We start from the raw sequence: 19739 nt of genomic DNA, 5'->3' as shown, positions 1-19739 counted from the left end.
TCCGTCATCAATTCAAAATCAGATTGGGACTAAAAAAAAGGGGCACAGCGCCCCTTTCTTCGGGTCGGGCGTGGATCAGGCGGAAGCTTCGTTCACTTCCACGAACTCGTCGCCGCTCTCGGACGCCACGGCCTTGACCACGTCATCCACGGCGTTGGCACGGCCTTCCAGGATGGCGTCGGCAATGCCGCGGGCGTACAGCGTGACGGCCTTGGACGAGTCGTCGTTGCCGGGGATCACGTAGTCGATGCCTTCGGGCGAATGGTTGGAGTCGACCACGCCGATCAGCGGGATGCCCAGCTTCTTGGCTTCGGCAATGGCGATCTTGTGGTAACCGACGTCGATCACGAAGATGGCGTCCGGCAGGGTGTTCATGTCCTGGATGCCGCCGATGTCCTTCTCGAGCTTCTCGAGTTCACGGGCGAACATCAGCTGCTCTTTCTTGCTCATGGCGTCCAGGCCGGTTTCCTGCTGGGCCTTCATGTCCTTCAGACGCTTGATCGAGGTCTTGACGGTCTTGAAGTTGGTCAGCATGCCGCCCAGCCAGCGCTGGTCGACGTAGGGCACGCCGGCGCGCTGGGCTTCAGCGGCGACGGTCTCGCGGGCGGTGCGCTTGGTGCCGACCATCAGGATGGTGCCGCGCTTGGCAGCCAGCTGCTTGGCGAACTTGGCTGCGTCCTGGAACATCGGCAGCGATTTTTCCAGGTTGATGATGTGGATCTTGTTGCGATGGCCGAAGATGAAGGGGGCCATCTTGGGGTTCCAGAAGCGGGTCTGGTGACCGAAATGGACACCGGCTTCCAGCATTTGACGCATGGTCACGGACATGTGAATAACTCCGAAGGTTGGGTCTAAAATCCGGTCCTCTTTGCAGTGGGCGTCTGGCGCCGGCTGCAACACCTGGATGGACCGGTTTGCGATTTGCTCTGCGGCTGCTTGCGCGAGATGCGCAGGCCCTTCCAGCAAAGCCCGACGAGTATAGCACAGCCCCCTATGACACCCGCCGCAGACCTCCACGCCACCCGCCAGCGCCTGCTGGGCGGCCAGGGCAGCGCCCAGACTGAAATCGAGTCGGCCATTGAACGCGCCCAGGCACCGGCCTGCGCCCATGCCTTCCTCCAGACCGACTTCGACGGCGCCCGCGCCCAGGCCGCGGCGGCCGACCCGACCCGCCAGCCCCTGGCCGGTCTGGCCGTCTCGGTCAAGGACCTGTTCGACGTGGCCGGCCAGGTCAGCCGCGCCGGCTCCGTGGTGCTGACAGACGCAGCGCCGGCCCGCCAGGACGCCGTGGCCGTGGCCCGGCTGCGCGCTGCCGGTGCCGCCCTGATCGGTCGCAGCAACATGAGCGAGTTCGCCTATTCCGGGGTCGGCGTCAACCCGCACCACGGCACCCCGGCCAATGTGGTGGCCACCGACGTGCCGCGCGTGCCCGGCGGCTCCTCCAGCGGTGCGGCCGTCTCGGTCGCTGCGGGCGCCGCCTTCGTCGGCCTGGGCTCGGACACCGGTGGCTCCATCCGCATTCCCGCCGCCCTGCAAGGCCTGGTCGGCTTCAAGAGCACCCAGCGCCTGGTGCCGCTGGACGGTACGGTCCCCCTGTCCTTCACACTGGACACGGCCTGTGCCATCACACGCTCGGTGCGCGACGCCATCACGGTGCACGGGATCCTGGCCGCACGACGCGTCACCCGCAGCCATGCGCCGCTCTGCGCCTACCGGCTGGCCGTGGTGCCGCAGGTGATGTTCGATGGCATCGACACCACCGTGGCGCGCGCCTTCGAGCGCACCCTGCAGGCCCTGCGCGCCGCCGGCGCCCGCATCGAAGAACTCGCCCTGCCTGCGCTGGGCGAGCTGGCTGGCCTGCAGGCCAGCGGCGGTTTTGCCGCGGCCGAGAGCTACGCCTGGCACCGCCACCGGCTGGCTGGCCATGCGGACCAGTACGACCCGCGCGTCCTGTCGCGCATCCAGCGCGGCGCCGCCATCAGCGCGGCCGACTACATCGACCTGCTGCAGGCACGGCACGGCTGGATCGCGCGCGTCGAGCTGGCCCTGGCCGGTTTCGACGCGGTGCTCTCGCCGACCGTGCCCGTCGTGGCCCCACCGCTGGCCGATGTGTTACCGGGTCAGGCGCGCGACGAGGCCTTCTTCCGCATCAACGGTCTGCTGCTGCGCAACCCCAGCGTGGTCAATATGCTCGACGGCTGCGCCATCTCCCTGCCCTGTCACGCGCCGGACGAGCTGCCGGTGGGTCTGATGGTCTGGCAGGGCGCGATGCGCGATGATGCGGTCCTGAACATCGCACAGCAGATCGAAACCCTGCTGCGCCCACAACAACCATAATCCCCCATCCCGCTGGTTAACCTGACCCGCGGGCACCATCTCCCCATTCATGAAAATTGCAGTCATCGGCGCCGGCATCATCGGCGTCACCACCGCCTGGGAACTCGCCCGCGACGGCCACGAGGTCACGGTCTTCGAACGCCGCATTGCCGCAGCCGAGGAAGGCAGCTTCGCCAACACCGGCATCCTCGCACCCGGCTACACCGCCCCCTGGGCCGCCCCGGGCATGCCTTTCAAGATCCTGCGCCACCTGCTGCTGCGCCACGCGCCGGTGCACTTTTCCCTGCCCCTGAGCGGCAGCGACCTGGCCTGGATGTGGAAGTCCTGGCGCGCCTGTGCCAGCGACACCTATCTGCGCAACCGCCAGAGTCTGCTGGGCCTGGCCCGCTACAGCCACACCCGGTTGCATGAACTCGCTGCTGAACTCGAGTTCGAATTCGACCGCAGCCAGGGCCTGCTGGTGCTGCTGCGCTCGGAGCACGACCATGCCCTGCTGCGCCACGGCCTGCAACTGCTGCGCGACCAGGGCCACGCGCATCGCGAGCTCAAGCCCGAGGAAGCGCGTGCCATCGAGCCGGCCCTCAATCCCGACACCGCTTTCCACAGCGCCCTGCACCTGCCCGATGACGAGGCGGGCAACTGCCGGCAGTTTGCCCTGCTGCTCAAGAACGCGGCGCTGGCCCGCGGCGTGCAATTCGCCTTCGGCGCCACGGTCGAACGCCTGACACCTGGCCAGGGCATGGACGTGCAACTGGCCGGCGAGCCGCAGCCGCGCCGCTTCGACGCAGCCGTGCTCTGCGCCGGTGCCGACTCGGCCCGACTGTTGCGCCCGCTGGGCATGAAGATTCCGCTGGCCGCCGTGTATGGCTATTCGGTCAGCGCCACGGTACGCGAACCGCTGAACGCCCCGCGCAGTGCCGTCATGGACGAGCGCTACAAGGTGGCCATCGCACGCCTGGGCAACCGGGTGCGCGTGGGTGGTGGGGCTGAACTGGGGGGGCGCCCCGAGCGCCAGCGCAAGGACGCCCTGCAGACCCTCTACAAGGTGCTGCACGACTGGTTCCCCGGCGCGGCCGTGCTCTCCAGCGGCGTGCAGACCTGGAAAGGCGCACGCCCCATGCTGCCCGACGGCCCGCCCCTGCTGGGCGCCAGCGGCATTCCGGGCCTGTGGCTGAACTGCGGCCACGGTGACAGTGGCTGGGCCCTGGGCTGTGGCTCGGCCCGTGCCCTGGCCGACCTCGTGGCCGGCCGCCCACCCGAACTCGCGCTGGACGGCTTCGGCATCGAACGGCTGCAGACCTGAGGGGGGATTGTGTACAGTAGGCGCTCTCCCGGTACACAATGCAATCATGAGTCCTGAACTGTCGCAAAAACTGGCAGCTGCCGTCGAAGGCATGCCCGCTTTCCCCAAGAGCGTGCAGGCCATCCTGGACCTGACACGCGACGTGAACTGCACCCCCAAGGACCTGGTGCAGGTGATCGACAAGGACCCGGTGGTCACGGTCAAGATCCTCAAGGTCATCAACTCGGCCTACTACAGCCTGCCCAAACAGGTCACCTCGATCAACCACGCCGTGGTCTTCCTGGGCTTCAACACCATCAAGAACCTGGCCCTGGGCATCGCCGCCATCGGCATGCTGCCCAAGAGCAATGCCGCCGGCTTCGACGTCCAGCAGTACCTGCTGCACTCGCTGGCCACGGCCAATCTCGCCAAGAAGATCGCCAGCGACGTGGACGGTGCCGACCCGATGGACTGCTTCATCGCCGGCCTGCTGCACGATTTCGGCAAGGTGGTCTTCGCCCAGTTCATGCCCGACGAGTTCCGCCAGGCACTGGAGGCCAGCAAGCAGGACGGCAGCTCGCTGCACGAAGCCTTGCGCAAGACCATCGGCGTGGACCACACGGTGGTGGGCGGCATGCTGGTGCAGAAATGGCGCTTCGCCCCCAATCTGGTCGAAACCATCCAGAACATGCACGGTGCCGACCTGAAGGACACGCCCATGGTGGCCTGCGTCTTCGCGGCCAACCAGATCAGCAAGAAGCTGCAGTTCGGCTTCGGTGGCAACTGCCACATCGACGAACTCACGCTGCCGATGGCCGTGCGGCTGGGCGGCAACCTGGATGATTTGATAGCCCGCCTGGGCGACCTCGACGCCCTGTTCGAGGAAGCCAAGGTCTTCTCCAAGCTCGAATCATGAAAGTCAAGTTCTGGGGTGTGCGCGGTTCGATCGCCTCGCCGGGGCCGCACACGGTGCGCTATGGCGGCAACACCACCTGCATCGAGGTGCGCACCGACAACAACGAGCTCATCATCCTGGACGCCGGTACCGGCATCTTCCCGCTCTCGCAGACCCTGCTGGCCGAACTGCCGGTGCAGGCCAACGTCTTCATCAGCCACTCGCACTGGGACCATATCCAGGGCCTGCCTTTTTTCATCCCCAACTTCATCCCCGGCAACGTGCTGCGTCTGCATGGTGCCCACGACCCGGTGTCGGGCCAGGGGGTGGAGCAGGTCATGTCGGTGCAGCTGCAGTACAGCTATTTCCCGGTGCGCGAAGCCGAGATGAAGGGCACCATTGAATACGTGACGCTGATGCCCGAGCAGAGCATCCAGGTGGGCAGCGCCACCATCACGCCCTACCTGCTGAATCACCCGGTCATCAACTTCGGCTACCGCATCGAGGCGGGCGGCAAGTCGGTCTTCTTCACCGGCGACCACGAGCCGCCCTACAACATCTACGCGCCGGACGACGCCGAATACGCCGAGTACCAGTCCTTCGTCGACGACAAGCAGGCCGCCATCATCCAGGGCATGCAGGGCGTGGACGTGCTGATCGCCGACACCTCCTACACGGCGCAGGAATACCCGGCCAAGGTCGGCTGGGGTCACGGCACCTTCGCAAGCAGCATCGAATACGCCAGACAGGCCAGGGCCAAGGTGCTCTACTGCACGCACCACGAGCCCACGCGCAGCGACGATGCGCTGGAGGCCGCTTTCGCCCAGGCGGTAGCAGACAACCCGGTGCCCGCCGGCGGGCCCGAGATCCGGCTGGCCTTCGAAGGCCACAGCTACGAATTCTGAGCCGGGCCGGCTCCATGCAACGCGTCCCCTCCGGCCAGCCCCACCCCCTGTACAGCGCAGACGCCACGCGCGCGCTGGAAGCAGCGCTCGCCAGCACGCTGGCGCCCCATGCCCTGATGCAGCGCGCCGGCCTGGCCACGGCCCGGCTGGCCCTGGCCATCGCTCCGCACGCGCGCCGCTACTGGATCGCCTGCGGTCCCGGCAACAACGGCGGCGACGGCCTGGAAGCGGCCATGCACCTGCAGCAGTGGGGCAAGACACCGCTCGTAACCTGGCTCGGCACCGCTGACACCGCCCCCACCGACGCCCGCGCCTCGCACGCACGCGCCGTGGCGGCCGGTGTGCGCTTTGTCGACGCCCCGCCCGCGGACTGCGATATCTGCATCGACGCCCTGCTCGGCACTGGCGCGAACCGTGCGCCCGAAGGCCGGCTGGCCGACTGGATCACACACATCAACAGCCTGGCCGTGCCGGTGCTGGCGGTTGACCTGCCCTCCGGCCTGAACGCCGACACCGGCGCCACGCCTGGCCCTTGCGTACGCGCCAGCCACACGCTTTGCCTGCTCACACTCAAACCCGGTCTCTACACGGCGCAGGGCCGCGACCAGACCGGTGCGGTCTGGTACGAGTCCCTCGGCGCAGACCTGGGGTCCACCGCCCCCCAGGCGAGGCTGGGGGGGGCACCCGCTACGGCTCGCCGCCGGCATGCCACACACAAGGGCAGTTATGGTGATGTGGCCGTCATCGGCGGCGCACGCGGCATGAGCGGTGCCGCCCTGCTGGCTGCCAGTGCAGCGCTGCACCATGGCGCCGGTCGTGTTTATGTCGGCCTGCTCGATGACGACGACATGACGGTGGACCCCACGCACCCTGAGCTGATGTTCCGCGTGCCCACGGCACTGGACGTCGCCGCAGGGACCGTGGTGGCCGGCTGCGGCGGCGGCCAGGCCATCGCCGCACATCTGCCACGCCTGCTGTCAACCGCGCCGCGCCTGGTGCTGGATGCAGACGCTCTTAATTCGATAGCAAACGACAGCCAGTTCGCAACCCTCCTGGCGGCGCGCGGCGCGCGTCAGCGGCAGACCGTGCTGACCCCGCATCCGCTGGAGGCGGCGCGCCTGCTGGCCTGCACGACGGCGGCCGTGCAAGCCGACCGGCTGGCAGCCGCGCAAAAGCTGGCGCAGCAGTTCGGCTGCACCGTGGTCCTGAAAGGCTCGGGCACGGTGATGGCCGCACCGGGCCGGCTGCCCGTCATCAACCCGACCGGCAATGCACGCCTGGCCACCGCCGGCACCGGCGACGTGCTGGCCGGGCTGATCGGTGCGCGCCTGGCGCAGGGCGAACACGCGTTTGAGGCCGCTTGCGCCGCCGTCTGGCTGCACGGCCTGGCTGCCGACGCCTGGCCGCCGGACCAGCCGCTGACCGCCGACGCCCTCGCGCGGCGCGGCTAGACCCGACGGACCTCGCGCAAGGGCTTGAGCACGCTGGACGGTGTCATGCCGAACGTCTGGCGGAACATGCGGCTGAAGTGCGAGGAATCGACGAAGGCGCCACTCAGGGCTGCATCGGTGAGACGCGGGCTCGTCCCCAGGGCCGACATGGCGCTGCGCACCTGGGACCAGATGCGATAGTCGCGGAAACTCACGCCCACCTCGTCGCGGAACAGGTGGTTGAAACGCGAGGCCGACAGATGCACGGCGGCCGCCGCGATCTCGCGCGACAGCGGTCCCTCCGCTCCCTGGCGCATCAGTCTCAGGCTGCGCGCCACGCGTGCGTCCATCGGCGTCACGCCCGGCAGACTGGGGCGTAGCAGGGCCGGCAGGTCGAAGGCCCGCAGACGCGTCTGGCTGGCACTGCGTGCGAGCACAGGCCGGGCCGGATCCAGGATCACGCCGCCCTGCTGCTGGAAGAGGGCGCGCAGACTGCGCGCCTCGGGCGCATCCGGCTCCAGATAGACCAGGGCCACGCTTTCTCCGCAGGGGTCGAAGACATGTTCGATGCCGGTATCGATCAGGGCACTGTGGCAGGTCTCGACCCGCCCCGCCAGGTGCAGGGCGAACCGGCCCGACAGCCCCTGCAGGAACACCGGCGAGGCATGACGGTGCCAGCCGGTGGCGGGCAGTTCACCGAGGTACAGGGCCCGATCGGCACCCAGCGTCAGGCTGTTCTGTGCAGGCATAGCCCAATCGTACAAGTCTTTTTCGGCTCCCGGGACTAGTCTTGCGCCTCGGCGACTGGATGGACCGGCCGCCAGATTCAAGGAGTTCCGATTGAAGCGTCTCGCCCTCGCCCTGGCCGTCCTGGCCTTGCTCGCTCCCGCCGCCTGGTACGGCATACCGGAAGCGTTCCGCCCCGCCCTGGTCGATCTGCATCGCCGGTCCGCCGGCCTGGAAGAGCGCAGCATCCAGGTCGGATCACACCGCATCTCCTATCTGGAAGGCGGCCGCGGCGAGACCGTGGTGCTGCTGCACGGCCTCTTTGCCGAAAAGGACCACTGGGTGGACTTCGCACGCAGCCTGACCGCGCACTACCGCGTCATCGCGCCGGACCTGCCGGGTTTTGGCGCCAGCACGCGCCTGGAGCACGAACCCTACGACTATGCCGCGCAGACACAACGCCTGGCCGCGCTGCTCGATGCCCTGGCGGTCCGCACCGTGCACCTGGCAGGCAGTTCCATGGGCGGTACGCTGGCCGCCCTGCTGGCACTGGAGCAGCCCGGACGCATCACCAGCGTGGCCTTCATCGGCGCCCCGCATGGCATCCGCACCCCGCTGCCCAGCGACATGGATCTGCAAATCGAGGCCGGACGGGCGCCCCTGGTCGCCCGCAATGCGCAGGAATTCGAAGGGATGATGGCCTTGCTTTTCGCGCAGCCACCCTTCCTGCCCTATCCCGTCATGCGGGCCGCACAGGCCCAGGCGCTGGACCGCGCGCCCTCGAACCTGCGCCTGTGGCGCGAACAGCTCAAGGATCGCCACCTGCTGCACGAGCGCATTGCCGGGCTGAAAAGCCCGCTGCTGGTGCTGTGGGGCGGACAGGACCGGGTCTTCGACGCCACGGGTGCAAAGGTGCTGCGCGACCTGAACACACGAGCCGGAATCGAGGTGCTGCCACAAGCGGGGCATCTGCCCATGATGGAAGCGCCGGACGTGGCGGCGCAACGTTATGCAGTTTTCCTGCAAAGCCTGGTGCGACGCTAGCCGCGGCCGACAAAAGGCATCTTGGTGGCCATCACCGTATGGAACAGCACATTGACTTCGAGCGGCAGATTCGCCATGTAGAGCACCGACTGGCCCACGATGTCCACGTCCATCAGCGGCTCCACGGCGATCTGGCCATTGGCCTGCGGCACGCCCCTGGCCATGCGCGCCGCCAGATCGGTGGCGGCATTGCCGATGTCGATCTGTCCCACGGCGATGTCGTAGGGGCGGCCGTCCAGCGAAGCCGCCTTGGTCAGGCCCATCACGCCATGTTTGGTGGCGGTGTAGGCAATCGAGTTGGGGCGCGGTGCATGCGCCGAGATCGAGCCGTTGTTGATGATGCGGCCGCCGCGCGGGCTCTGCGCCTTCATCACGCGAAAGGCGTTCTGGATGCACAGGAACATGCCCGTGAGGTTGATGTCCACCACGGACTGCCACTTCTCCAGCGGCAGCTCTTCCAGCGGCACCCCGGGCGCGTTGACGCCGGCGTTGTTGAACAGCACATCGACCCGCCCCCAGACCTGCACGGTGGCATCGAACAGGGTCCGCACGGCCTGCGGCTGCGACACGTCGGTCGGCAGCACCAGGACACATGGGCCCGCCCCGCTGGCGTCGGCCACGGGCTGCAGCGGTTCACGCCGGCGACCGGCCAGCGCCACGCAGTAGCCGTCCTTCAGCAGGGCAAGCGCCGCCGCCTTGCCTATGCCCGTGCCGGCGCCGGTCACGACGGCAACCTTTTTCGCTCCGCTCATGCGCTTCGGTCTCCCCGGATCGATATCTCAACGACGCGTCTTGCGTCCCTTGCCCCGGGCCTTGTCGGTGACCTTCTTGGCTGCCGCCTTGACCGAGGCCTTCAGGGCCTGGATCGGCGAGGGCAAGGCACGCAGGCCTGCATCGCCGGCCTTTTTGCTGCGCGCCGCCCGCTTGAGCGAGGCCTTGCGCGGCGCCCCGGTGGCCTCATCGGCCTCCTCGTTCGCCAGCCCCTTGTCGCGCAGGGCGCGACTGGTCAGCTCCTCGCCCTCACGCACCAGGCGGAAGTCGATGCGCCGGCCATCCAGGTCCACCCGGCTGACCTGCACCCGCACCCGCGTGCCGATGGCGTAGCGGATGCCGGTGCGTTCGCCGCGCAATTCCTGGCGCGCCTCGTCGAAGCGGAAGTACTCGCCACCGAGTTCGGTGATGTGGATGAGCCCTTCGACATACATGGCGTCCAGCGTGACGAACAAGCCGAAGCTGGTGGCCGACGTGACGATGCCGCCGAACTCCTCACCCAGGTGCTCACGCATGTACTTGCACTTGAGCCAGGCCTCCACGTCGCGGCTGGCTTCGTCGGCGCGGCGCTCGTTGGCACTGCAGTGCAGGCCGGCGGCCTGCCAGGCCATCAGTTCGGCACTGACCTTCTTGGGCTTCTCACCCGAGATCTTCATCTTGGCGGCCTCGCTCTTCTCGATACGCTTGGAGAGCTTGGCATGCGCCTCACCCGGCGTGGGCAGGGCCGGCAGGTGGTACCGCGTCTTGTTGAGAATGGCCTTGATCACCCGGTGCACCAGCAGGTCCGGGTAACGCCGGATCGGGCTGGTGAAGTGGGTGTAGGCCTCGAAAGCCAGGCCGAAATGGCCACTGTTGTGCGGTGTGTAGATGGCCTGCTGCATGGAGCGCAGCAGCATGGAGTGGATCTGCTGCGCGTCGGGCCGCTCCTTGGTGGCGATGGCGATGGCCTGGAACTCCGCGGGCGTTGGGTCTTCGCTGATGGTCAGCCCAACGCCCGTCACCTTGAGGTAGTTGCGCAGCAGCTCGTTCTTCTCGGGCGTCGGCCCCTCGTGCACGCGGAACAGGCCGGCGTGCTTGCTCTGGCCGATGAAGTCGGCACTGCAGACGTTGGCCGCCAGCATGGCCTCCTCGATCAGGCGATGCGCGTCATTGCGCGTGCGCGGCACGATCTTCTCGATGCGGCCGCTGTCGTCGCAGATGATCTGCGTCTCGGTGGTCTCGAAGTCCACCGCACCGCGCTTGGCGCGCGCGGCCAGCAGGGCGCGGTAGACGTCGTGCAGGTTGAGCAAGTCCTGGATGCGCTCCTTGCGCTTGGCTGCTTCCGGCCCGCGCGTGTTGGCCAGGATGGCCGCCACCTCGGTGTAGGTGAAGCGTGCATGGCTGTGCATCACGGCCGGGTAGAACTGGTAGGCCGTGACCTCGCCCTCGCTGCTGACGAACATGTCGCAGACCATGCACAGGCGGTCCACGTCGGGGTTCAGCGAGCACAGGCCGTTGGAGAGTTTCTCCGGCAGCATGGGAATCACGCGACGCGGGAAGTAGACACTGGTGGCCCGTTCGTAGGCATCCACGTCGATCGGCGAGCCGGTCTCCACGTAATGGCTGACGTCGGCAATCGCCACCAGCAGGCGCCAGCCTTGCTGAGCGCTCCGGCCGCGGCCCTGGGTGGACGGCTCGCAGTAGACGGCATCGTCGAAGTCACGCGCATCCTCGCCGTCAATGGTGACCAGCGGCACGTCAGTCAGGTCGACGCGGTGCCGGCTGTCCTGCTCCCGCACCTTGTCGGGCAGCCCGCGCGCCTGCGCGATGCAGGCCTCGGAGAACTCGTGCGGCACGCTGTACTTGCGCACCGCAATCTCGATCTCCATGCCGGGGTCGTCGATCTCGCCCAGCACTTCCTTGATGCGGCCCACGGGTTGTCCGTAGAGCGCGGGCGGCTCGACCAGTTCGACCACCACCACCTGGCCGGCCTTGGCCTGCCCGGTGGCACTCTTGGGGATCAGGATGTCCTGTCCGTAGCGCTTGTCCTCGGGGGCCACCAGCCAGACACCGCTCTCCTGCAGCAGGCGGCCGATGATGGGTTGCGCCGCGCGCTCCATGATCTCGACCACACGGCCCTCGGGCCGACCCTTGCGGTCGAAGCGCACGATGCGCGCCTTGACGCGGTCCTTGTGCAGCACGGCACGCATCTCGTTGGGCGGCAGATAGATATCCGGTTCGCCGTCATCACGCGTCACAAAACCATGACCATCACGGTGTCCGTTGATGGTCCCTTCAATTTCTTCCAGCAGGCCGCTGGAGCGTTCTAAATTTCTGATATACTTCTCGCTTTCCTGAGATGCCCAGATGGCGGAATTGGTAGACGCACTAGTTTCAGGTACTAGCGAGTAACATCGTGGAGGTTCGAGTCCTCTTCTGGGCACCACCAATATAAGGCATAACCACCTGGTTCATGCCAACTGAAAGCCGCTGAGACCTCAGCGGCTTTTTTATTTCCCGGCCCGCATGGCGCCGGGTGTGTGCGCAAAGGCCGGTCACACCGGCACCGCCACCAGATCGTGGCCCTGCGTGCCGACGATGCGCGCCCGTGTGAACTCCCCGACCTTCAGCGTCTTGCTGATCTTCTCCGGCGGCAGCAACTGCACCAGGCCGTCGATCTCGGGCGCGTCGGCGTAGCTGCGACCCACCCCGCCCTTGCGGCCCAGGGCCGGGGCCGAGTCCACCAGCACCTGCATGGTGGCACCGATGCGGCGCTGCAGGCGCTGCGTCGACACCTCTTCAGCGACCGCCATGAACCGGGCCCGGCGCTCCTCGCGCAGGGCCTCGGGCAACATGCCCGGCAATTCGTTGGCCGCCGCACCCTGGACCGGGCTGTAGGCAAAACAGCCGGCACGGTCGATCTGCGCCTCGCGCAGGAAACCCAGCAGGTGCTCGAATTCCTCTTCGGTCTCGCCCGGGAACCCAGCGATGAAGGTGCTGCGGATCACCAGCTCGGGGCAGATCTCGCGCCAGCGCTGGATGCGCTCCAGATTGCGCTCGCCGCTGGCCGGGCGTTTCATGCGCCGCAGCACCTCGGGGTGGCTGTGCTGGAACGGCACATCCAGATAAGGCAGCACCTTGCCGGTGGCCATCAGCGGCAGGATGTCGTCCACATGGGGGTAGGGATAGACGTAATGCAGGCGCACCCAGGCGCCGTGCGCCTCGGCCAGCTCACCCAGGGACTGCACCAAGTCCAGCATACGCGTCTTGACCGGCTTGCCGTCCCAGAAACCGGTGCGGTACTTCACATCCACACCGTAGGCCGAGGTGTCCTGGCTGATCACCAGCAGTTCCTTCACACCACCTTCGAACAGGGCCTTGGCTTCCTTCAGCACATCACCCACCGGTCGCGACACCAGGTCACCGCGCATCGAAGGGATGATGCAGAAGGTGCAGCGGTGGTTGCAGCCCTCGCTGATCTTCAGGTAGGCATAGTGGCGCGGCGTGAGCTTGAGCCCGGCCTCGCCGAAGGCGCCCGGCACCAGGTCGATGAAGGGGTCGTGCGGCTTGGGCAGATGCGCGTGCACCGCGTCCATCACCTCCTGCGTGGCATGCGGGCCGGTCACGGCCAGCACGCTGGGGTGCATCTGCTTGACCATGTTGCCGCCGTCCTCACCGGTCTTGGCGCCCAGGCAGCCCGTCACGATGACCTTGCCGTTCTCGGCCAGGGCCTCGCCGATGGTGTCCAGGCTTTCCTTGACGGCATCGTCGATGAAACCGCAGGTGTTGACGATGACCAGATCCGCCCCCTGGAAGGTCTTGGAGGTCTGGTAACCCTCGGCACTGAGCTGGGTGAGGATGAGTTCGGAATCGGTCAGCGCCTTGGGGCAGCCCAGGCTGACAAAACCGACTTTGGGAGGCTGCGTACCGGCAGCTGGAGACAGGACATCGTTCATGCCGCTATTGTCCCAGTATTCGCCCCGCCGGTCCGCCCCCCGAGCGGGCGGCCGTCTCAGCGCCGCGCCGCGGACAGGAAAGCCTCCAGCAGCGGGTTGCAGTCCAGCAGGCCGCCCTCCGGCAGACCGCCGTGAAACTCCGGGTGCCATTGCACGCCACAGACAAAGCTGCCGCCGTTCCAGCGGATGGCCTCGATCACGCCATCCTCGCTCACGGCCTCGACCGCGATGTCGCGGCCCAGGCGGTTGATGGCCTGATGGTGGATGGACACCACCTTGCCACCGGGCAGGCCACCGAACCAGCCGGCCATCTGGCCCTCCGGCTCAAAGCGCACGCTGTGCACATGCTGGTCGTAGTGGCCGCTCTCGTGGTCGTCGGTTTCAGGACGCTGCGTGCGCAGGTCCTGGTAGAGCGAGCCCCCCAGCGCCACGTTGAGCAACTGCATGCCGCGGCAGATACCCAGGACAGGCTTGCCGGCTTCCATGAACTCGTGCACCAGTTCCAGTTCGTAGGCGTCGCGCACCGGGTCGCCACTCCACTCGGGTCGCAGCGGCTCCTCACCATAGGCCCGCGGGCTGACGTCGGCCCCCCCCTGCAGGATCAGGCCGTCGAGGTACTCGGCGTAATTGCGCAACCGGATGTTGCTGCGCATGAGCTCGCCGCCCTGCACCACCGAAGGCACCATGAGCAGCAGCACGTCGCGCGCCATGGCCCACTGGGCCACCGACTGCTCGAACACCAGCAGGGTCTTGGTCTTGAGGCCGCTGGCGCCGGGCTCAGGATGGAAGAGCCGCGCCGACAGGCCGATGCGCAGGGGTGGACGACCGGCATTCATGTGGCCATTGTCGCCGCATCCGCGGCCCGCAGTTCAGCGCTTGAGGCCAAAGGTCTCCAGCATCTGCTCGGTCTGCTTCTGCATCTGCTCCTGCATCTGTGCGAACAGGTGCTGGGACTGCTCCAGGTTCTGCGTCACCAGGCCCTGCATCACGGGTGTCTGCATGGCCATGAACTGCGTCCACATCTCAGGGCTCAGCCCCTTGGACTGCTCGGCGAGCCTGGTCTGCACGTCCTGCAGGGACTGGATGTTCTTCTCAAGATAACCGCCCATGAAGCCCTGCATGGCATGGCCGTAGAAGCGGATGATGTTGGACAGCACCGAGGTGCTGAACATGGGCGAGCCGCCCGCCTCTTCTTCCAGGATGATCTGCAGCAGGATGCTGCGCGTGAGGTCTTCGCTGGTCTTGGCGTCGCGCACCACGAAGGGGGCGCCTTCCATGACCAGCTGCTTGATTTCCGTCAGCGTGATGTAACTCGACGTGCGGGTGTCGTACAGACGGCGGTTGGGATATTTCTTGATGATCCGCTCAGCGCCTGCAGCAGCCTCACCCTTTTTTTCTTTCATACCCTGATCTCCTCGGTCCTGTGAACCGTTTTCATGTATTGCGCTGCAACACATTCTAGGAAGCCGCCTGCGCCACCGCCCCAAGGTTTACCCTGAGAGCGGATGGCAACAAGACGGAAAGGGATTTTGGTAGGCGCGATTGGACTCGAACCAACGACCCCCACCATGTCAAGGTGGTGCTCTAACCAGCTGAGCTACGCGCCTGAGAATTCGTTCGAGACCGCGAGTATAGCAGCAAACTTCGTCCCACCTTTCACTTCGCGATCAGAACGCGAGAGAAAAGGGGGCTGCGCCATAATTGACGTGAACGTCAACGTCACAATACAGGAGCTTTTCATGCAGATCGCAGGCAAGGTATTCATCGTCACCGGCGGCGCCTCGGGCCTGGGCGAGGGCACGGCACGCATGCTGGCAGCCAATGGCGGCAAGGTCGTCATCGCCGACATGCAGGCTGACAAGGGTGAGGCCGTCGCGAAGGAAATCGGCGGTGTCTTCGTCAAGTGCGACGTCAGCCAGGAAGCCGACGCGCAGGCCGTGGTGACCCGGGCCGTCTCGCTGGGCAAGCTCATGGGCTTGGTCAACTGCGCCGGCATCGCCCCGGCCGAGAAGACCGTGGGCAAGAACGGCGCGCACGCGCTGGCCACCTTCAGCAAGACCATCACGGTCAACCTGATCGGCAGCTTCAACATGATCCGCCTGGCCGCCGACGCCATGTGCAAAAACGAACCCGAGTCCACCGGTGAGCGTGGTGTCATGATCTCCACCGCCAGCGTAGCTGCCTATGACGGGCAGATCGGCCAGGCCGCCTACAGCGCTTCCAAGGGTGGCGTGGTCGGCATGACGCTGCCGATCGCGCGCGACCTGGCCCGCAACGGCATCCGCAACATGACCATCGCCCCAGGCATCTTCGGCACACCCATGCTGTTCGGCATGCCTCAGGAGGTGCAGGACGCGCTGGCCGCCAGCGTGCCCTTCCCCAGCCGCCTGGGCACACCCGAGGACTACGCCAAGCTGGCGAAACACATCTTCGAGAACGACATGCTCAATGGCGAGGTGATCCGCCTGGACGGCGCCATCCGCCTGGCGCCACGCTGAGCCCGCACGCCACAGGAGCCTCCATGCGCAGCACACGGCATCTCACGGGCCTGCTGCTGGCGGGCCTGCTGCTGGCGGCACATCCCGCCAACGCGAAATCACCGGCCCCGTCGGCAGGCGTCCCGCGCCAGCCCGAAGCCGCCAGCGGCCAGCGTGCCCAGGCCGGCTGGGCCAGCAAGAAGTTCTCGGTGGCCGCCGCGCATCCACTGGCAGTCGATGCCGGCTACCAGATCCTCCAGGCCGGTGGCAGCGCCGTCGATGCGGCCGTGGCCGTGCAGATGGTGCTGACCCTGGTCGAGCCCCAGTCCAGCGGCCTCGGCGGCGGCGCCTTTTTGCTGCACCACGACGGCCAGCTCACCGAGGCCTACGATGGCCGCGAAACCGCGCCGAGCGAGGCTGACGAAGACCTCTTCCTAGACGACCAGGGCAAGCCCCTGTCCTTCCAGGCTGCCGCCATCGGCGGGCGCGCCGTCGGCACCCCTGGCGTCCTGCACATGCTGGCGCTGGCCCACCGCCAGCACGGCCGCCTGCCCTGGCAGCAGCTCTTCGAGCCGGCCATCACCCTGGCCGAAGAAGGTTTCCCGGTCGGTCCGCGCCTGCATGCCCTGCTCTCGGGCGCCACCGCCCTGCGGCAGGACCCGGTGGCTGCTGCGCATTTCTTCGACGACAGTGGCCGGCCCTGGCCCGTGGGGCATCGCCTGCGCAACCCGGAGCTGGCGGCGGTGCTGCGCCGCATCGCCATCGAGGGTGCACGCAGCTTCTACGAGGGCGAGCTGGCCGAGGCCATGGTGCGCAAGGTGCGCGAGCACCCGGCTAATCCGGGCCGTCTCACGCTGGCCGACCTGGCCGGCTACGAGGCCCTGGTGCGCGCCCCGCTGTGCTTCGTACACAGTGCGCGCCCCGTGCATCCCAAGGGCGCGCGCCAGCGCGACGTCCGCATCTGCGGCATGCCGCCACCCAGCTCGGGCACGCTGGCCATGGGCCAGATCCTGGGCCTGCTGGCCCACACGCCGGCCGCCAGGCTGCCGCCCCAGCGCAGCCCGCAAGGCTTGCGACCCGGCTCCGACTGGCTGCACCTCTACACCGAAGCCTCGCGCCTGGCCTTTGCCGACCGCGCCGTCTACGTGGCCGACCCCGACTACGTGCCATCGCCGGGAGCCAGCTGGATGAGCCTGCTCGACGAGGACTATCTGGCGCAGCGCGCCAGGCTGATCGGCAGCGGCCCGCGGGCCCGGCGCATGCCGGACGCGCCAGCCGGCATCCCCGCCGGCGTGCAGCAAAGCCTGGGGCCCATGCCCGAGCAGGCCGAATACGGCACCTCGCACATCAGCATCGTCGATGGCCAGGGCCGGGCCCTGGCCATGACCAGCAGCATCGAAGCCGCCTGGGGCGCCCACCTCATGGTCAACCGCGGCCAGGGACTGCGCGGCGGCTTCCTGCTCAACAACCAGCTGACCGACTTCAGCTTCACGCCACGCAGCGAATCCGGCGCGCCCATCGCCAACCGTGTCGAGCCGCGCAAACGGCCGCGCTCGTCCATGACCCCGGTGCTGGTGTTCGAGCGGCCCCGCGGCGACTTCCTGCTCAGCGGCGGCAGCCCCGGGGGCGCCTACATCATCCATTACACGAGCAAGCTGCTCTATGGCACGCTGCACTGGGGGCTGGACGTGCAGCAGGCCATCAACCTGCCCAACTTTGCGGCTTTTGGCGGACCGGTGCTGCTGGAGCCGGAACGCTTTCCGGCCACCACCCTGCGAGCCCTGCGTCAGCGCGGCCATGATGTGAAAGAACAGCCGCTGACCAGCGGACTGCAAGCCATCCAGGTGCGTGGCAAGGGCCTGTATGGCGGCGCCGACCCGCGGCGCGAGGGCACGGTCAAAGGCGACTGATTCCCCGCGCGGCCGGTGTTTCTACAATCGGCACCATGGCCATCCCCCAGTCCTTCATCCAGGAGTTGCTTGCGCGCGCCGACGTCGTCGAGATCGTCGGGCGCACCGTGCAGCTCAAGAAGGGCGGCGCCAACTTCATGGGCCTGTGCCCCTTCCACGCGGAAAAGTCCCCCTCCTTCACGGTCAGCCCGACCAAGCAGTTCTATCACTGCTTCGGCTGCGGCAAGCACGGCGACGCGATCAACTTCCTGATGGAACAGACCGGCATGAGCTTCATCGAGGCGGTGAAGGATCTCGCCCAGCACTACGGTCTGCAGGTACCGGAGGACGACGCCAGCCCGCAGGACCGAGCACGTGCCGCCGAGCAGCGGCAGAAGCAGGCTACGCTCTCCGACGTGCTGGAGAAGGCCGGCGAGGCCTGGCGCAAGCAGCTCAAGACCTCACCGCGTGCCGTCGACTACCTCAAGGGCCGCGGCCTGTCCGGCGAGATTGCCAAACAGTTCGGCCTGGGTTACGCCCCCGAAGGCTGGCGCAGCCTGGCCAGCGTTTTCCCGCAATACGACGACCCGCTGCTGGTGGAGTCCGGCCTGGTCATCACCAGCACGGACGACAACAGCGGCGAAGAGAAGCGTTACGACCGCTTCCGCGACCGCATCATGTTCCCCATCCGCAACGTCAAGGGCGAGTGCATAGGCTTTGGCGGGCGCGTGCTGGGCGACGAGAAACCCAAGTACCTGAACTCGCCGGAAACGCCAGTCTTCAGCAAGGGCCACGAACTCTACGGTCTCTTCGAGGCGCGTAACGCCATCCGCGACGCGGGCTACGTGCTGGTCACCGAGGGTTATATGGACGTGGTGGCCCTGGCGCAGCTCGGTTTCCCCAACGCCGTGGCCACGCTGGGCACGGCGTGCACCACCGACCATGTGCAGAAGCTGTTCCGCTTCACCGACTCGGTCGTCTTCAGCTTCGACGGCGACAGCGCTGGCCGGCGTGCCGCACGGCGCGCGCTCGACGGTGCCCTGCCCTATGCCAGCGACGTGCGCAGCATCAAGTTCCTGTTCCTGCCGGCCGAACACGACCCGGACAGCTACGTCCGGGAGCACGGCAAGGAAGCCTTCGCCCGCTGCGTCAGCGAGGCCGTGCCGCTGAGCCGTTTCCTCATCGAAGCCGCCCGCGAGGGCTGCGATCTCTCCAGCGCCGAGGGCCGGGCCCGCCTGGCCAGCAATGCCAAGCCGCTGTGGAGCCAGTTGCCCGACGGCGCACTCAAGCGCCAGTTGCTGGGCGAGATCGCCGGACTGGTGCAACTGGATGTGCAGGAACTGTCTTCCCTCTGGCTGGCCCCGTCCCGCGGCGGCGGCGCCCCCCGCCAGGGCGAGCGGGCGGCTGCCGGCAGCGCCGCATCGGCCGACTACAGCCCCCGGCCCAGCCGGCCGTCAGCCACCCGGGCGGCACGGGGCCTGCCCGTCAACCGCTCCGACCACGCCGCCCGTCTGCTGCTGGCGCACAGCCAGCTTTGGGAACAGCTCTCCAGCGAGGACCACGCCCTGTTGGGCGGCCTGCCGGGGGCCCATGGCGAGCTCCTCAGCTGGCTGGAAGCCCAGTTGCACGAACACGGCCCCTTGCCATGGGGGGCACTGCGCGAGGCCCTGCAGGGCCACCCGGCCGAAGCGCTGGCCCACAAACTCATGCACGGCTCGGACCTCAGCGCCACCGAAGACCATGCCGAAGCCCGGATCGAGCTGCGCAATCTGCTGCAGCGCATGCTGATCGAGCAGCTCAAGGCCGAGGAGACCGTGGCCATCGCCGCGGCCAGCGACAACCCGGCCGCCCTGGAGCGCTACCGCGAGCTGCAGGCCCGCCGGCGGGCCCTGGAAACCGGTCCCACGACGACCGAATAGCCTTGCAAAGGCCGCCGCAAACGCGCGCCAGCATTGAATTTTCAGCTTTGCCGGGTATAATCCACGTCTGAGTTTCGGCAAGAGCGACAGCAGCACCTCCGGGCCAGGCCAACCGTAGCCTACGCGCAC

At 67.4% G+C, this 19739-nt stretch carries 16 protein-coding genes and 2 tRNA genes; 10 read left to right on the top strand and 8 right to left on the bottom strand.

Annotated features, from left to right (window positions below; all coding sequences use genetic code 11):
* Positions 1 to 75: 75 nt before the first annotated feature.
* A complete protein-coding gene (rpsB, locus tag HTY51_RS05705) occupies positions 76 to 828 on the bottom strand; it encodes a 30S ribosomal protein S2 (RefSeq protein ID WP_057676494.1) in 753 nt (250 codons plus the stop codon).
* A gap of 165 nt (positions 829 to 993) precedes the next feature.
* Between rpsB and HTY51_RS05700 the strand changes: the two genes are divergently transcribed.
* Genes HTY51_RS05700 through HTY51_RS05680 form a run of 5 tightly spaced genes read left to right on the top strand, consistent with a single transcriptional unit; the run spans position 994 to position 6870 of the window.
* A complete protein-coding gene (locus HTY51_RS05700) occupies positions 994 to 2337 on the top strand; it encodes an amidase (RefSeq protein WP_174251827.1) in 1344 nt (447 codons plus the stop codon).
* 49 nt (positions 2338 to 2386) lie between these two features.
* Positions 2387 to 3640, top strand: a complete 1254-nt coding sequence (locus HTY51_RS05695) for a D-amino acid dehydrogenase (RefSeq protein ID WP_174251826.1) — start codon at positions 2387 to 2389, stop codon at positions 3638 to 3640.
* Between the two features lie 46 nt (positions 3641 to 3686).
* Positions 3687 to 4535, top strand: coding sequence for an HDOD domain-containing protein (locus HTY51_RS05690; protein ID WP_174251825.1), 849 nt, complete (start codon positions 3687 to 3689; stop codon positions 4533 to 4535).
* Positions 4532 to 5419 (top strand): MBL fold metallo-hydrolase, encoded by an 888-nt coding sequence (locus tag HTY51_RS05685; RefSeq protein WP_174251824.1) that lies wholly within the window; start codon positions 4532 to 4534, stop codon positions 5417 to 5419. The genes HTY51_RS05690 and HTY51_RS05685 overlap by 4 nt, the downstream gene beginning before the upstream one ends.
* A gap of 14 nt (positions 5420 to 5433) precedes the next feature.
* Positions 5434 to 6870: an NAD(P)H-hydrate dehydratase gene (locus HTY51_RS05680; protein ID WP_174251823.1), complete on the top strand. Its 1437-nt coding sequence runs from the start codon at positions 5434 to 5436 to the stop codon at positions 6868 to 6870.
* On the opposite strand, the gene HTY51_RS05675 is transcribed toward HTY51_RS05680, so the two are convergent.
* On the bottom strand, positions 6867 to 7598 hold the full coding sequence (locus HTY51_RS05675; RefSeq protein WP_174251822.1) for an AraC family transcriptional regulator: 732 nt from the start codon (positions 7596 to 7598) through the stop codon (positions 6867 to 6869). The two genes, HTY51_RS05680 and HTY51_RS05675, sit on opposite strands and share 4 nt — an antisense overlap.
* 91 nt (positions 7599 to 7689) lie before the next feature.
* Here HTY51_RS05675 and HTY51_RS05670 point away from each other — a divergent pair, with 91 nt between their 5' ends.
* Positions 7690 to 8619 (top strand): alpha/beta fold hydrolase, encoded by a 930-nt coding sequence (locus HTY51_RS05670; protein WP_174251821.1) that lies wholly within the window; start codon positions 7690 to 7692, stop codon positions 8617 to 8619.
* Here the strand turns inward: HTY51_RS05670 and HTY51_RS05665 are convergent.
* Positions 8616 to 9371: an SDR family oxidoreductase gene (locus HTY51_RS05665; protein WP_174251820.1), complete on the bottom strand. Its 756-nt coding sequence runs from the start codon at positions 9369 to 9371 to the stop codon at positions 8616 to 8618. The genes HTY51_RS05670 and HTY51_RS05665 overlap by 4 nt on opposite strands.
* 27 nt (positions 9372 to 9398) lie before the next feature.
* Complete coding sequence (gene rnr / locus HTY51_RS05660) at positions 9399 to 11681, bottom strand: ribonuclease R (RefSeq protein WP_254607047.1); 2283 nt, start codon at positions 11679 to 11681, stop codon at positions 9399 to 9401.
* 49 nt (positions 11682 to 11730) lie between these two features.
* Between rnr and HTY51_RS05655 the strand changes: the two genes are divergently transcribed.
* Positions 11731 to 11815, top strand: a tRNA-Leu gene (locus tag HTY51_RS05655).
* 109 nt (positions 11816 to 11924) lie between these two features.
* Here the strand turns inward: HTY51_RS05655 and rimO are convergent.
* From rimO to HTY51_RS05635, 4 genes are all read right to left on the bottom strand, one after another.
* Positions 11925 to 13325, bottom strand: a complete 1401-nt coding sequence (gene rimO / locus HTY51_RS05650; protein WP_174251819.1) for a 30S ribosomal protein S12 methylthiotransferase RimO — start codon at positions 13323 to 13325, stop codon at positions 11925 to 11927.
* Positions 13326 to 13381: 56 nt separating this feature from the next.
* Entirely contained in the window at positions 13382 to 14161 is a 780-nt protein-coding gene (locus HTY51_RS05645; RefSeq protein WP_174251818.1) for a gamma-glutamyl-gamma-aminobutyrate hydrolase family protein, read from the bottom strand.
* 33 nt (positions 14162 to 14194) lie between these two features.
* On the bottom strand, positions 14195 to 14728 hold the full coding sequence (gene phaR / locus HTY51_RS05640; protein WP_174251817.1) for a polyhydroxyalkanoate synthesis repressor PhaR: 534 nt from the start codon (positions 14726 to 14728) through the stop codon (positions 14195 to 14197).
* Between the two features lie 127 nt (positions 14729 to 14855).
* Positions 14856 to 14932 (bottom strand) — tRNA-Val (locus HTY51_RS05635).
* Positions 14933 to 15064: 132 nt separating this feature from the next.
* Here HTY51_RS05635 and HTY51_RS05630 point away from each other — a divergent pair.
* Genes HTY51_RS05630 through dnaG form a run of 3 tightly spaced genes read left to right on the top strand, consistent with a single transcriptional unit; the run spans position 15065 to position 19610 of the window.
* Entirely contained in the window at positions 15065 to 15823 is a 759-nt protein-coding gene (locus HTY51_RS05630) for a 3-hydroxyacyl-CoA dehydrogenase (protein WP_174251816.1), read from the top strand.
* Positions 15824 to 15846: 23 nt separating this feature from the next.
* Positions 15847 to 17712 (top strand): gamma-glutamyltransferase family protein, encoded by a 1866-nt coding sequence (locus tag HTY51_RS05625; RefSeq protein ID WP_174251815.1) that lies wholly within the window; start codon positions 15847 to 15849, stop codon positions 17710 to 17712.
* Between the two features lie 35 nt (positions 17713 to 17747).
* Entirely contained in the window at positions 17748 to 19610 is a 1863-nt protein-coding gene (dnaG, locus tag HTY51_RS05620; protein WP_174251814.1) for a DNA primase, read from the top strand.
* The last annotated feature ends 129 nt before the right edge of the window (positions 19611 to 19739 follow it).

This window comes from Rhodoferax sp. BAB1 (assembly GCF_013334205.1).
GTDB lineage: Bacteria > Pseudomonadota > Gammaproteobacteria > Burkholderiales > Burkholderiaceae_C > Hylemonella.
The sequence above is the reverse complement of the archived record's forward strand: the minus strand, read 5'-3'. Positions and strand labels throughout refer to the sequence as shown.